The organism is Pedobacter sp. Bi126 (assembly GCF_918698245.1).
Taxonomy (GTDB): Bacteria; Bacteroidota; Bacteroidia; order Sphingobacteriales; family Sphingobacteriaceae; genus Pedobacter.
Window position 1 is genome coordinate 108,662 of record NZ_CAKKMS010000004.1, and the last position, 13,612, is coordinate 122,273.

Below are 13,612 nucleotides of genomic sequence, written 5' to 3' on the forward strand. Positions count from 1 at the left end.
AACAAGACTCATTCCATGTCGCTTACCAACCAAAAAAAACATACTACCGGTTAATTCTTCTTACCTTGCCAAATTATGGCCAAAAAAGCCCAAATTTTATAATATGCAAAATGAGAGTATAGCCTTACAGGCGAAAGTGTTTTTATATCATTTAAACAATGCCAACAACGAAAATGGTTTTCGGGCCAAAGAATCGTGGAAGTTCAGCCAGGTAAGTGAGCAGGGAAAGGCAGAAATAGAGCACGATTTCTTCCCTACGGTTTCTGTTCAGGTAGACCCAAAAAAGATACATGATTTTGCAGCAAGCGTATTATCGCAGCTTAAGGAACAACCTAAAATTAATGTGCCAGATCTTAATGTTAGTATCCAAACCGGATCAGAATATTTTATTGCTTTTTCTCCTGACAGGATGATCAGGTAAGAGGGAAAATACATGGAAATGTAAACTGAAATGAAGAAAACACTTCATTTTAAAAATATTTTTATGTTGATTTTTACACTGCCATAGGGTTGTCAGTCGCCTGTGTTTTCTTTGTGTAACTAAAACAAAAAAGACATGGTACAGGAACAATTATTCGCAGAAACAATGGAAGAAACTTCCCTTGTGTATTTAATGAAAAATTATGCAAACTATAATTTCTGGGCAAATTTAACCTTGGTAAATTGGTTAAAAAATCATCCGGAAGAATTATTGGAGCAGGAAGTATTATCAAGTTTTAAAAGTGTGAAGTTAACGCTTGCTCATATTTTGCAGGCACAGGAGTATTGGTATTCGATTCTCACTAAAACCGAATTCGAATTTCGCGAATATGGAAGTTTGAATGATATTTTTAATGCGCTGTTGAAACAGTCAGAAAACTTAGCCGTTTATATTACTGCAATCAGTGAAGATAGATTTAATGAGAAAACAGAAATTCAAAGCCCTTGGTTTACTTCCGACTTTCAGAATTTTGAATATGTGTTACATGTTTTCAACCACAGTACCTACCATCGTGGCCAGATCATTACCATTTGCCATAATTTAGGAATAACAGGTGCCCCTATGACGGATTATAATTTCTATAATGTAATGGCGAAATAAAATACCATTTGTTAAAATAAAGGCTTGTCGGAAAATCTCATTTAATATGGATCTCCGACAAGCCTTTTTGGTATAGTAGCTACCTACTATTATTTTTTATTATCGTATTTTCTTTGATTGTCCTTGTTGGAAGTTTGATCTGACCGTTGGCCGCCTCCATTGGTTATTCCCTGGATTTTTTTATCTGTTTTAACATCGTGGTTAGCCCGGTCAGCTATTGAACTGCCCTGAACCGTTGGATTGTTTTTTGGTGTGCTCGTATTTTTCATAACTCAAAGATTTAGTCAATAAATTGCAAAGCGCTATGATAACAACCAATGTATAATCGGATATGTTTTGATTTTTTGAAATTCAATATTTCTCATGGCGTAGCCCGTCATTCCCAACTTAATTGGGAACCACGTAGTGCTCATGAATGCCTTTGAAGAGAAGAAAGCTTATGAATAATCGTAATGCAATAGGCCTTAAGATTAGCTTCGCTGAGCAATCGTGGTTCCCTCCTTCGAGGGAATGACACTCGGCCAAAGAACTTAGTACAACAAAAATATCGTAGGCTGTTTATGAAGATCTATTTCTTCTTTGCGCCAATTATAAACACTTTGAGTTTTAATAAATTCATCTTCTGCAGTAAGATTGCTGGCTACACAAACCTGCGTATTAGGTTTGCAGCTTTTCAGCACTTCTTCAAAAAGCTGGTTGTTCCGGAAAGGGGTTTCGATGAATATCTGTGTTTGTTTATAACGGCTTGCCGATAAATCTAAATCTTTAATCCGTTTGGTACGTTGCTCTTTATCGATCGGTAAATAACCCCAAAAGGCAAAACTCTGGCCGTTAAAACCTGAGGCCATTAAAGCCAGCAAAATTGAACTTGGGCCTACCAATGGCACCACTTTAATGCCGCGTTTATGTGCTTCGGCAACAATATCAGCTCCAGGATCAGCAATGCCCGGGCAACCGGCTTCGCTCATTAAGCCTACATCTTTTCCAGCAGCAAGCTCAACAAAAAACTGACCTAAATCTGTCCGGTTATGTTTGCCATAATCGTGTACGATCAAATCTTTTTGTGGTGTTTTTAAACCAGCCTCTTTCAAAAACCGACGGGCTGTCTTACTGTTTTCTACAATGTAAGTATCAATCTGGTTAATGGTATCAACCAAATAAGGGGTAAAAGTTTTATGTGCTACCTCTTCAGCCAATGGTACGGGAATAAGGTATAAAGTGCCTTTTTGCATGCTACAAAAATACTCACAATAAATAGAATTTAAGTTCTAAAGTTTACAGTACTGGCAATATAATCTCTTTTGTGAACAAAGGTGTAGCAAATTTTATTTCAAACTGACTTATTTTCTGCACAATTAAAATGTGCTTAAAACGTTAAATATTAGTTAAATATGCCTCATAGGGCAATATTTGAAGGAAAACACAGAAACTATGCATGCATATTAAACCTTCTGCAGTTTTGGTTCTCTAATTGATACACACACATTAGGTTATTAAAATAAAACACACAAATGAAAACACTGAAATCTACGGCACTTGTGCTGGGGCTATTTGCGCTCCTTGCCGGAACCACAACCCTTGTCAGGGCACAAGACTATCAAAACGATTACCAGGACGATGGTTATAGCACTGGCAATGTTTCTTTACAGACTTTTTACGATGAACTTTCGCCTTATGGTACCTGGATACAAGATCCTCAATATGGATATGTTTGGCGCCCTGATGTAGATCAAAGCGAATTTCGGCCATATTATACAAACGGACGTTGGGCGATGACCGAATACGGTAATACCTGGGTTTCCAATTACGACTGGGGCTGGGCACCTTTCCACTACGGTCGTTGGGTAATTAACAGTTACAGACAATGGATCTGGTTACCTGATACCAATTGGGGGCCAGCCTGGGTAGATTGGAGAAGTGGAGATGGTTATTACGGATGGGCTCCAATGGCGCCAAGTATTAGTATAAATCTGAGCTTTGGCCGTCGTTATTCTGTGCCAGAATTCTGTTGGAACTTTATTCCACAGCGTAATATCTATATCAATGTATTCCCAAGATATGATTACGGGCGCAATAATGTATATATCCGCAATACCACCATTATCAATAATACTTATGTTTATAACAGAAGAACCTATTATGGTGGCCCAAGGGTAGAAGATATCAGACGTGCAACCAATAGGGATGTAACTGTTTACAGATATGCGCAAAGTTCAAGACCTGGCGCAAGTAGGGTTGGTGGTAGAGAGGTTTCTATTTACAGACCTAGACCAGAGCGTAATGCTGATAACCGTAGTGCAGCACCAAGAAAATTTGAGCAGGGTAATGCTGGCATTAGCAGGGGTGGAAGGAATGAAGGTTATACCAACCGCGATCAAAGAGGCGGTAATAGCAATAATAACGATAACCGTTTTGGATCCAGAGGAGATAACCGTACCGGGCAACCTGATAGGAACAACGGCACTATAGGCAGAGATAATAATAATCAGCCTAATAACAGAGGCGAAGGTTATAATAGAGATGCTAATGGACGTGTTAGCCGTGGCAATACCAATGGTATAGACGGAAGAAACGGACAGGAAAATGTAAACCGCGGTCAGGATCAGCAACGTTTGGAGCAGATGAGACAGCAGCGTACACAGCAAGACCGTATGAGCCAGGATCAGCAACGTACACAGCGCGATGCTCAAAGCCAGCAACGTGGCCAGGCAGACCAACAGCAACGTGCGGCTCAAATGGAGCAACAAAGGGCACAGCGTAATGAGCAATTTCAGCAACAGCGTACGCAACGTGATGCTCAGGCACAGCAACAGCGTAATGAGCAGATGCAACAGCAACGTTCACAACAAGCGCAGGCGCAGCAACAGGAAAGGACTCAACGAGATGCACAGATGCAACAGCAAAGAAATGAGCAAATGCAACAACAACGTGCGCAGCAGGCTCAGGCTCAGCAACAAGAAAGAGCGCAACGTAATGAGCAGATGCAACAGCAACGTGCACAACAAGCACAGCAACAACAGCAGGAACGTGCACAGCGTGATGCCCAGGCTCAACAACAAAGAGCACAGCAGCAGCAGCAACAAATGCAACAAAGACAAGAACAAAGAAGAACGGAAGCACCACAACAACAGCAACAAAGAGGTGGTGAAAGAAGCGGCTCTGAAGGAGGAAGACCATCAAGGGGTGGTAGAGGATAGATTGATAAGTCCCGATGAAAATCGGGACTTTTTTATTTTATATACTTTGTAATCTTAAAATAAGAAGTAAGGATTTGTTCATTCTACTGTTTTGGAAATGAACATTCAGTATTGCTTTGGGAACAGCAGTCCCGTTATCCGCTATAGCTCCGATGAAAGATCGGAGGCTGCCGCTGCTACCAGGTTTAGAAACAAAGTTTGTTCAGCTAAGCACCCAGCCAAAAATAGCACCACTTAAGAGCCACTTAGACCCGATTGAAGTGAACATCCCGATCCTTCATCGGGATAAAACGGAAAGCGGGAGGGAACCTAAATAGTTGCAGAAAACCGCTCTCCTAATAGAATAGATAGGTCGTCATTGCGAGGCACGAAGCAATCTTACAACTATCGCTACTAGCGAGTGCATTAAGATTCCCAATCGAGTTGGAATGACGACTCCTCGCAGCCAATCATTTGCAAAAAAAATCGTTTATATCGACTTTTAAATTACCCCTCAGGGTGACACAACAAGAAAAATATGGTTTAGATTATTGTTCCGCCGCTGCATGAAGGCCACTTAAATCAGTTCCCCTAAAAGTACTTTCTGCATTTGGGTGCAGGTTTTCGGGATCGAGTAAAAAAGTAGCTATCCCGAGTTCCAGACCAAATTTAATTTCCGATTCTGCATCATCACCTATAATTAAAATATCATCCGTGTTTAAGGTGTATTTATCAATCAATAATTTAAAAGCTTCCTTTTTATTGGTGGTCGAAACATCCACAACATGTACGGCTTCAAAATCATCAGCAATGCCCAACATCTTTACTTTTGAGGTTTGCTGTTTCGTGAAACCTGCCGTTACAATAAATTTCCGGCCTTTAAGACTTTTAATGTAATGATAATCATCACTTGGGTTTAAGGGTTTCGTTACCTGGCGGTTTTGCAAATAAGCAAGTATATCGGGCATTAATTCTTCGCTAAAGCCATATTTTTTGGCCACTTTTTGAAAAGGTGTTCTAAGCATGTCTTGTTTTGCAAGCTGAAAATCTTCTTTACTGATCCCTAAATCCAAACTTTCCAGGAAATTGTATAACTCACCCATTAACTGTTCTTCATTTGGTTTGGTAAAATAAATGGTATTGTCTAGATCGATAAAAAAAATGTGCTTCATTTAAATGGAATGATTTATGTTGTAATAAAAGCAAAACAACAAGTGCCAATTAATGTTTAATTATTTAAAGAATAAAGTTATGACAAAGGAAACAAAAATTATAGTAGGCGTATTAGCTGGAGCAGCACTTGGTGCAACAATCGCATTGGCATTATCTTCAGATTCGACAAGCGATTTAAAAGGTAAAGTATCAGATTTTTTTGCTGATCTATTAGACGCTTCAAAAGAAAAATTAGCGGGTTTAACAGATAAAGCTACAGGTGTAGCCGATAAGGTGAAAGATAAAATAGCAGAAATAAATGCATAAAGAATTGGAAGTGCCGGAAATATCCGGCATTTTTATTCTATATATTTTCTAACCACCATCTTGATGAACATTGCTTTTCATGGTGCCGCCCGTACTGTTACGGGGAGTAAGCACCTTATTACCTTAAAAAACGGTACCCAGATATTATTAGATTGTGGCTTATTCCAGGGAATGGGCCATGTTACCGATAAATTAAACGACTTTTTTGGTTTCGACGCCAAAAAGGTTATTTACCTGGTTTTATCACATGCACATATAGATCATTGTGGCTTATTGCCCAAATTGGTTGCAGAAGGATTTGAAGGTAAGATTTTCTGTACTTCGGCAACTATGGATCTGGCCCGAATTTTAATGATGGATTCTGCCAAAATCCAGATGCAGGACGCAGAATTTTCTAACCGCCATCTGCGCGAAGGCGAAGAAATGGAAGAACCGCTTTACACCGATGAAGACGTTACCAAAACGCTTAGTCAGATGAAGATTGTGGAGTATGAAGAAGATTTCGAGATTGAGGCGGGAATTCGGTTAAGGTTTACTGATGCAGGCCATATTTTAGGCAGTGCTGCGGTACATCTTACCATTACAGAAGAAGGAAAACCTACACGGATTACCTTTTCTGGCGATGTTGGCCGTTATGGCGACCTGCTTTTAAAAAGTCCGCAGCAGTTTGATCAGGCCGATTATATCTTAATGGAATCAACTTATGGCGATTCGCTGCATAAAGATCTCGATCCGATCGAAAACATGCTTTTAGAGATCATTAATCATACCTGCAAAATAAAAAAGGGCAAAGTAATTATTCCTGCCTTTGCTGTGGGCCGTACCCAGGAGTTACTTTATGCTTTAAATGGCTTAGAATTAAAAGGTAAATTGCCTGATGTACCTTATTATGTAGATAGTCCACTATCATCAAAAGCGACTGAAATTCTTAAAAACCACCCTGAAGTTTATAATAATGGGGTTAAAGAGATTTTAAAGGTAGATCATGATATATTTGGTTTTAAAGGACTGCGTTTTATCGAAAGTGTAGAAGAATCGAAAGCTTTAAATGCTGATCCCAGGCCATGTGTAATTATTTCGGCGTCGGGTATGGCAGAGGCTGGTCGGGTTAAGCATCACATCAGGAACAATATTAATAATCAGAAAAACACCATTTTAATGGTGGGCTATTGTGAACCTAACTCGCTTGGCGGTAAATTAATTTCCGGACAAAAAGTAGTTGAAATTTTCCGTGATGAATATGAAGTTAAAGCCGAAGTGCGATCGATAAAATCGATGAGCGCACATGGCGATTATGAAGATTTACTGCGTTTTTTATCAGGTCAGGATCCGGCTAAAGTAAAACAGCTGTTTTTGGTACATGGAGAATATGAAGTACAGCAGCATTTTGCCAGCAGATTGAAAGATGCAGGTTTTAAACATGTGGCTATTCCCGAATATCATCAGGTATTTGAGATTGAATAATTTTGAGGTGCAGGTCTGGATTTGTAATCCGGACCTTTATTCTCCAGATTTGTAATCTGGTTTTTTGATTCCTCATTTTCTTTAAGCTTTAGTCTTTCAGCTTTCCTCCCTATCTTTGTCCACATGGATGTTTTTGGTAAAGCGTTAACAGATATTTATAGAACCGGCGAGGCCGATCCGCTTTGGTTACACAATTCGTATGGCGAGCCAGAAGAAATGCCTTTAGAATTCTTCTTTCGTGATGATGAAGATATGCCCGTATTAGAACTTCAGGCATTACATATGTGCAGTGGGAAAGTATTGGATATTGGTGCCGGTGTTGGCAGTCATGCTTTACTTTTACAGGCTTTTAATATCGATGTAACAGCTATTGATATTTCCGAAGCAGCTGTTGATATTATGAAAGACCGTGGTGTGAAAAAAGCATTCATACAAGATGTTTTTACCTATCAGGAAAAATTCGATACGATTATCATGCTCATGAACGGCATCGGTTTAACCGGAACTTTGCCTGGTTTTAAGAATTTTCTGATCAAGCTAAAAGAACTCATCAATCCCGATGGACAGGTAATTTTCGATTCTTCTGATATTGCGTATTTATACGAAGATATGCCGAAACCGCAAAACCAATACTATGGCGAGGTATCTTATCAATATGAATATAAGGGCGAAAAAGGCAATTGGTTTAATTGGATTTATATAGATGAAGAAACCATTAAACAGATTGCTAAAGAGACAGGATGGAATGCTGAATTGATTTTTGACGATGGCGAAGATCAGTATTTGGTCAAATTGACTTTGGCGCAATAATCTAAAAGTCATAAAGCTTTTCGAACTCACGTTTTAAATAAGCAGGCTCATAAATTTGTTGGATACGAATATGAGCAATACGAAAATTAAACTAAGTGTGTTAGATCAATCGCCGGTTCGCAAGGGTGTTACCGCCCGTCGTGCCATTGAGGAAACCACTATACTAGCACAAGAAACCGAAAGATTGGGATATCACCGTTTCTGGGTTTCAGAACATCACAATACCACCAGTTTAGCGGGTTCAACGCCCGAAATCTTAATTGCCCATTTGGCCAATCATACCAAAACTTTAAGGTTAGGTTCTGGCGGTATTATGCTGCCTAACCATAGTGCGTTAAAGGTTGCAGAAAGTTTTCGTTTGCTGGAGGTGATGCATCCCAGCCGGATTGATCTGGGCATGGGCCGCGCACCAGGTACCGACCGCATTACGGCTTCGATGCTTAATCCATCAAACAATTGGAGTGAGCAGGATTTTGTAGAACAACTGCGTGAGCTGCAACATTACTTGCATGATACCTCTGATGGGGGTATCCAGGCCAAAATAAAAGCCATTCCCATTGCTGAAACTGTTCCGCAACAATGGCTTTTGAGCAGCAGCGGGCAAAGTGCCTTATTTTCGGCCCACTTTGGAATGGGCTTTTCTTTTGCGCATTTTATTAATCCGCATGGAGGGCCACAGGCTGTTCGATACTACAGGGAACATTTTAAGCCTTCGGTTGATTTGGCAAAACCCGTTGAAAACGTGGCGCTTTTTGTTTTCTGCTCAGAAGATGAAGAAAAGGTAAAACAACAGGAGGCTTTAATGGCTTACCGTTTTCTCCAGCTAGAAAAGGGTGGAGGTTTAAGTGCTGTAGGTTGGAACGATATTAAGGATATCAGCTATAACGCTGCAGAGCAGGAACGGATTAACGCAAATAAGCCACGAATGATTTACGGTACCCCTGCGGTGATTAAAGAGCGGCTTACCAAATTGGCTGCCGATTATGATGTTAATGAACTGATGGCAGTTACCATTACCGAGCATTTTGAAGATCGGATAAAATCTTACGAGTTGCTTGCGGAAATGTTTTTGTAATGATAAATCATTTCCATGGTCTGTGTCTCCACAGACAATTATGAAGGGTTTCAAGCCAAGAGTTTTTACTGTGGTCTGTGAAGACACAGACCACGGGATTAAAAATTAAAAAACGTTTGTCTGCCGCCAACTTTTTGGCCGAAGTTTTGGATATTATAAGTAAGGGTAAGCATGCCATATCTACCCAGGTTATTACTCTGTGTATCGATAACGCTGTTGCCCGTAATCTGGATGTTCCTACGGACATTGCTCTGCAAAATATCATTCACCGAGAATTTTAATTGCGCCCTGTCGTTTTTCATGAAAAGGTAAGTAAGAGCGGCATTCCAGAATTTGATGTTATTGTTATATCCGGCGATTTTTTGATCATTGATGGTTAAAGCATAACTGGTTTCGAAAACCAGTTTTTTGGGATAACGGATAATCAGTTCGGATGTGCTTTGATGGGTATTGTAGCTAATGTTAGTGTAATAGCTATCCTCGTACCTACTGCGATTAAGGTTTACCGAATACGACTGGTTAATTTCTACCTTATCGTTTAGGTTTAACCTGATACTCCCATTAGGCCCTACATAAAACACATTTGCATCGCTCTCAATATTATTCACAATAACGGGACTATGATCAAAATTGGCCCAGAAGCCTAAACCTACTTTTAAACTTGTTTTATCTTTTTTGAAATCTTTCGAAATATTGGCCCCTCCGCTAAAATTATAGATGCCATTTTTGTTAACGGGATTAATCGTTTGAACTCCGTTATTTATGGTGATAGTGTTAACAACGCCATTTTTTGTGAAACTGCCATAACCGTATAAATTATAATTAATCATGCTCTTAGGGTCATATTTATACATATTCATGCTTAAATTCTGCATACGGGCAGGTAATAAATTTGGGTTTCCATTTCTGATGTAAAATGCATTGGTATTGTTGGCCACAGGCTGAAGATAACTTACATCAGGCTCTGTAAAACGGGCAGAATAATTAAAGCGGAATATTTTATATTTTAATTGGAAGGTTGGCCATATAAAATTATAACGCTGATTAATATCAACGGTATTGGTAAAGCGGTTGTTTAACGAAATGTAGTTGTGTACCAATCCCGGTTGAAGGTAAAGATCTTTGGTTACTTTGTATCCCAGACTGATGTTTGTATTGGTTTTAAAACCGGCCTGTTTAACAGTTTGCGATAAATCTGGCACAACAATATCGTACAGCTGGTTAGCCGGATTGCGGTAAAAAGTGCTTAATGCATTTTCGTTATTGATGATGTTTCCGCTTACATCTGCTTTAAAATTCAGTTTTTTGCTAATTGGTTCGGTATAATTGCCATAGAAGTAAGACCTGAAATTATCAATGGTATTATTCCTTAACTGATCAACTTCTGAAGTAGATGGCGTAAGGTAAAAAATACTACTACTCCTGTTGTAATTGATAATTGGGTTGGGGGTTGCAGAAATATCGGCTCCGATATTGAAAGATCTTCCTGCCTTTTTAAAATCCTTACTAAAATCGGCCCTCAACTGATATTTGTTGCTCGAAGTATTGAGGTCATTCAAATTTTTGAGGGTATTAATGAGCTGATTATTCGCATTATTGTTGCTTGAGGAAACCTTACTCACCGAATTGTTGGAGCTGAGCACAATTGCCGGCTCTATGGTCAGTTGTGTTAAAGAGTCGATTTGCCAATCTAATTTTCCACCAATATTGTGTTTTAGAATAAGAGAATTGGTATTTTCACTGGCGTTGGTAATCAATCTGTCAGTACCTAATGTTTGGTTGGTATTGGTAAGTTTCTCCAGAAGGTTATCCGATCGGCCGAAGAAATATTGGGTATTAATTTTGATCCCTTTTTTGGTTAAAGTGTTAAAATTAAAACCACCACCCGATGAAGCCTGAACGCCATTATAACTTCCGCCAAAATTAATACCGTTGAACTCAAAATAACCTCCTGAGGTCATCATCATGGAGTTTACACCGCTTCTGCTAAATCCACCTATCCGTTGCACATCATTGGGGTTAAAGCCTGGCTGATTGATGTTGTTGCCATAAGCCAATATACTTACCTGTGTAGTATCTCTAAAGAAATTCATTAATCCGCCGGCCTGATACAGGTCTTTTAAACCTCCACCAGCATACAGTTTGCCAAAAGCTCCTTTTTTAATGGCTTTTTTCAATTTTAAATTGATAATCTGTGGGATTTCTGCTGCCGTTAAATCCGGATCACGTCTTTTGGCTTGTTTATCATCAACCACCTGCACCTTATCTATAATATTAGCTGGTAGATTTTTAGTCGCAATCTGCTGGTCGCCACCAAAAAACTCTTTTCCGTCTACTAAAATTTTACTAACTGTTTTACCGTTAACCTGTATAGCGCCATCGGCTGCAATAGCAACGCCTGGAAGCTTTTTTAACAGATCTTCTACCACCGCTGATGGGAGGGTTTTAAAGGATTCTGCATTGAATTCAATAGTATCTTTACGTACAATTACAGGTGGCCTTTCTCCCGAAATTACAACCTCGTTTAGGTCGTTTGCTTTAACGGAAAGATAGAGAGTGCCCAAATTTAAGGTGGGATTGGCTGCAGTTAGTTCAACCTCTTTCCGATATGTTCCATACTGCCATGCGGTTACCACTAAACGGTATCTTACGCCTATGGTTAAGCCATTGATTTTAAAAACGCCTTTGTCATCCGATAATTTATAAGTGCTCAATATGCTATCGCCAACTTTATATACTGAAACCGTTGAGTAATTTAAGGTGGTTTTGTGATTGGCACTATCGGCTAAAATTCCGGTAATGCTTCCGTTTTTTTGTGCAAATAAATTAAAAATAGCTAAGGTAAAGGCGATTGAAAGTAAGAGTTTCTTCATGTATATTTTAAATAAGCAAGCTAAAATTAGGCGCTATGTTTTTACGGTACAGATAAATGTGATGAACGGTATAAAAAATGTGATAGACTAAAAATCTGGCTTGGTTCGTTATAAGGCGTACAGGCTGACTAAACGTTGAACCAAATTAAAACAACTAATCTTTTAGGTAAAAGTAGTTGCCTAAAAGTATTTTTGCAAATACTAAACGAAAAAATTACATAATGCTAAAAAGAGGAGCTGGAGAAAAAAGGGATTTCAACGGCTCAGTGTTCATAATTAAAAGTTTGTAATGGCGACTTAAAGCTTTCGTCTAAACAATGTTATTCCATCAGTTTTTGATTAAAACCAACAATTAATTTAAACAGATCTTTATACTCGGTAAGCGGCAATGTTTCAGGTTTATCGAATATATCGTGGTAGGCAGACGGACCACCCTGGGTATAGATGAAGAATGCCGGAACGCCTTTTTCGGTAAAGAAATAGTGATCGCTGTTGGCTGCTTTACCTCTGGAGTTTATTTTCGAGATGTAATGATTTTGGTTATTGATTGCGTTTAGCAGCGCAAATGCTTTAGGATAAACGGATGCATTAACTACAGTCATGCCGGCTTCACCGGTTCCAACCAAATCTAAGTTGATTAGGAATTTAATCTTGCTTAAAGGAATTAAAGGGTTTTCTACAAAAAACCTCGATCCCAACAGCCCGGCTTCTTCGCCTGCGAAACAGATAAAACCAATTGAGTAGGGCTGGGGATTGGCGGCATAATATTTTGCCAAACTTAATAATGTAGCTACGCCAGCGGCATTGTCATTTGCGCCGGGGAAATAAGTGTCAGCACCCATTCCACCCAAATGATCGTAATGCGCTGTAATGATTAAAATGGAATCAGGAAATTTAGTACCCTTAACTAAACCGCAAATGTTAGCTGCCTCAAAGTTCGGAATAAATTTGTTTTCAATATCAACATTAATTTCTTTTGGTGTTGCTGTAAAATTCTTTTTGTTAAGCTGGATCGTTGTTATATCACCAACTTCTGTAGCTACAGACCAGGTTAATTTGTCTTTTAATAAAACCTTTAACGATGGAGAAGCCTGATAATTAAGACTATCCACCTCGGTTAAATTTTCCTTTTGTTTAACGCTGGGGCTCTCATTGTTTACAATGAAATCTTTACCAGGGATAAGTTTTTGACCATTTATTGCCACCATCATTTTTCCTGGAAATGTATTTACAGGGAAATTAAATGTCTGCTTATAAGATTGACCCATTGGCAACAAACCGATTTTTTGATAAGCTTCTGCTAGGTAATCCGCAGATTTTTTCATCCCGTCTTTGGTATAACCTCTGCCCCAAAATTCTTTTGAAGTAAGGGTATTTACTACATTTCTGGTATAGGTAGAATCTTGCGCAAAAGTATTGATTGCTAAAAACAGGAAGATGATGAAGCCAAATTTTTTCATCCCGAAATTTAGTAAAATAATGTAGTTGTTGATCGGGATTTGTAATCCCGATCTTGGAGTTAAGGATTTTTAATCTCTTAGGCGGATTACAAATCCACAATTCATCTGGCCGAAATTGCAAATCTCGACTAACATTACGTTTGGTCTATAATCCAAAGAACTACAGACCCAAGTTAAATAAACCTGATAAAGCG

Annotated in this window: 12 protein-coding genes; 7 read left to right on the forward strand and 5 right to left on the reverse strand. The window is 39.0% G+C overall.

Translation table 11 applies throughout. The features are described from left to right. The first annotated feature begins 103 nt into the window (after positions 1-103). Positions 104-421 (forward strand): hypothetical protein, encoded by a 318-nt coding sequence (locus tag LQ201_RS15325; RefSeq protein WP_147303081.1) that lies wholly within the window; start codon positions 104-106, stop codon positions 419-421. A gap of 135 nt (positions 422-556) precedes the next feature. Then, complete coding sequence (locus LQ201_RS15330; protein WP_051691638.1) at positions 557-1,081, forward strand: DinB family protein; 525 nt, start codon at positions 557-559, stop codon at positions 1,079-1,081. Positions 1,082-1,170: 89 nt separating this feature from the next. On the opposite strand, the gene LQ201_RS15335 is transcribed toward LQ201_RS15330, so the two are convergent. Together LQ201_RS15335 and LQ201_RS15340 are read right to left on the reverse strand one after the other, a co-directional pair. Continuing rightward, complete coding sequence (locus tag LQ201_RS15335) at positions 1,171-1,350, reverse strand: hypothetical protein (protein ID WP_057931837.1); 180 nt, start codon at positions 1,348-1,350, stop codon at positions 1,171-1,173. Positions 1,351-1,611: 261 nt separating this feature from the next. Beyond that, the gene (locus LQ201_RS15340; RefSeq protein WP_029274984.1) at positions 1,612-2,313 is read right to left on the reverse strand and encodes an SAM-dependent methyltransferase; all 702 of its coding nucleotides are present in this window, start codon (positions 2,311-2,313) and stop codon (positions 1,612-1,614) included. A gap of 279 nt (positions 2,314-2,592) precedes the next feature. On the opposite strand from LQ201_RS15340, the gene LQ201_RS15345 reads away from it, so the two are divergent. Next, entirely contained in the window at positions 2,593-4,278 is a 1,686-nt protein-coding gene (locus tag LQ201_RS15345; protein WP_230144344.1) for a DUF6600 domain-containing protein, read from the forward strand. 527 nt (positions 4,279-4,805) lie between these two features. Here the strand turns inward: LQ201_RS15345 and LQ201_RS15350 are convergent. Then, positions 4,806-5,429, reverse strand: coding sequence for an HAD family hydrolase (locus LQ201_RS15350; RefSeq protein WP_230144345.1), 624 nt, complete (start codon positions 5,427-5,429; stop codon positions 4,806-4,808). Positions 5,430-5,481: 52 nt separating this feature from the next. Here LQ201_RS15350 and LQ201_RS15355 point away from each other — a divergent pair, with 52 nt between their 5' ends. The 4 genes from LQ201_RS15355 to LQ201_RS15370 all read left to right on the forward strand — a co-directional run bounded on the left by LQ201_RS15355 (position 5,482) and on the right by LQ201_RS15370 (position 9,085). Further along, on the forward strand, positions 5,482-5,736 hold the full coding sequence (locus tag LQ201_RS15355) for a YtxH domain-containing protein (RefSeq protein WP_230146651.1): 255 nt from the start codon (positions 5,482-5,484) through the stop codon (positions 5,734-5,736). A 63-nt stretch (positions 5,737-5,799) separates the two neighbouring features. Then, positions 5,800-7,200, forward strand: coding sequence for an MBL fold metallo-hydrolase RNA specificity domain-containing protein (locus LQ201_RS15360; RefSeq protein WP_230144347.1), 1,401 nt, complete (start codon positions 5,800-5,802; stop codon positions 7,198-7,200). 123 nt (positions 7,201-7,323) lie between these two features. Beyond that, positions 7,324-8,010 carry a class I SAM-dependent methyltransferase gene (locus tag LQ201_RS15365; RefSeq protein ID WP_230144348.1) on the forward strand — a complete coding sequence of 229 codons (687 nt, stop codon included), beginning with the start codon at positions 7,324-7,326 and terminating at the stop codon, positions 8,008-8,010. A 70-nt stretch (positions 8,011-8,080) separates the two neighbouring features. Next, entirely contained in the window at positions 8,081-9,085 is a 1,005-nt protein-coding gene (locus LQ201_RS15370; RefSeq protein ID WP_230144349.1) for an LLM class flavin-dependent oxidoreductase, read from the forward strand. Positions 9,086-9,183: 98 nt separating this feature from the next. On the opposite strand, the gene LQ201_RS15375 is transcribed toward LQ201_RS15370, so the two are convergent. Beyond that, positions 9,184-11,958 carry an outer membrane beta-barrel protein gene (locus tag LQ201_RS15375; protein WP_230144350.1) on the reverse strand — a complete coding sequence of 925 codons (2,775 nt, stop codon included), beginning with the start codon at positions 11,956-11,958 and terminating at the stop codon, positions 9,184-9,186. 320 nt (positions 11,959-12,278) lie between these two features. Next, complete coding sequence (locus tag LQ201_RS15380) at positions 12,279-13,418, reverse strand: M28 family metallopeptidase (protein ID WP_230144351.1); 1,140 nt, start codon at positions 13,416-13,418, stop codon at positions 12,279-12,281. Positions 13,419-13,612 lie beyond the last annotated feature (194 nt).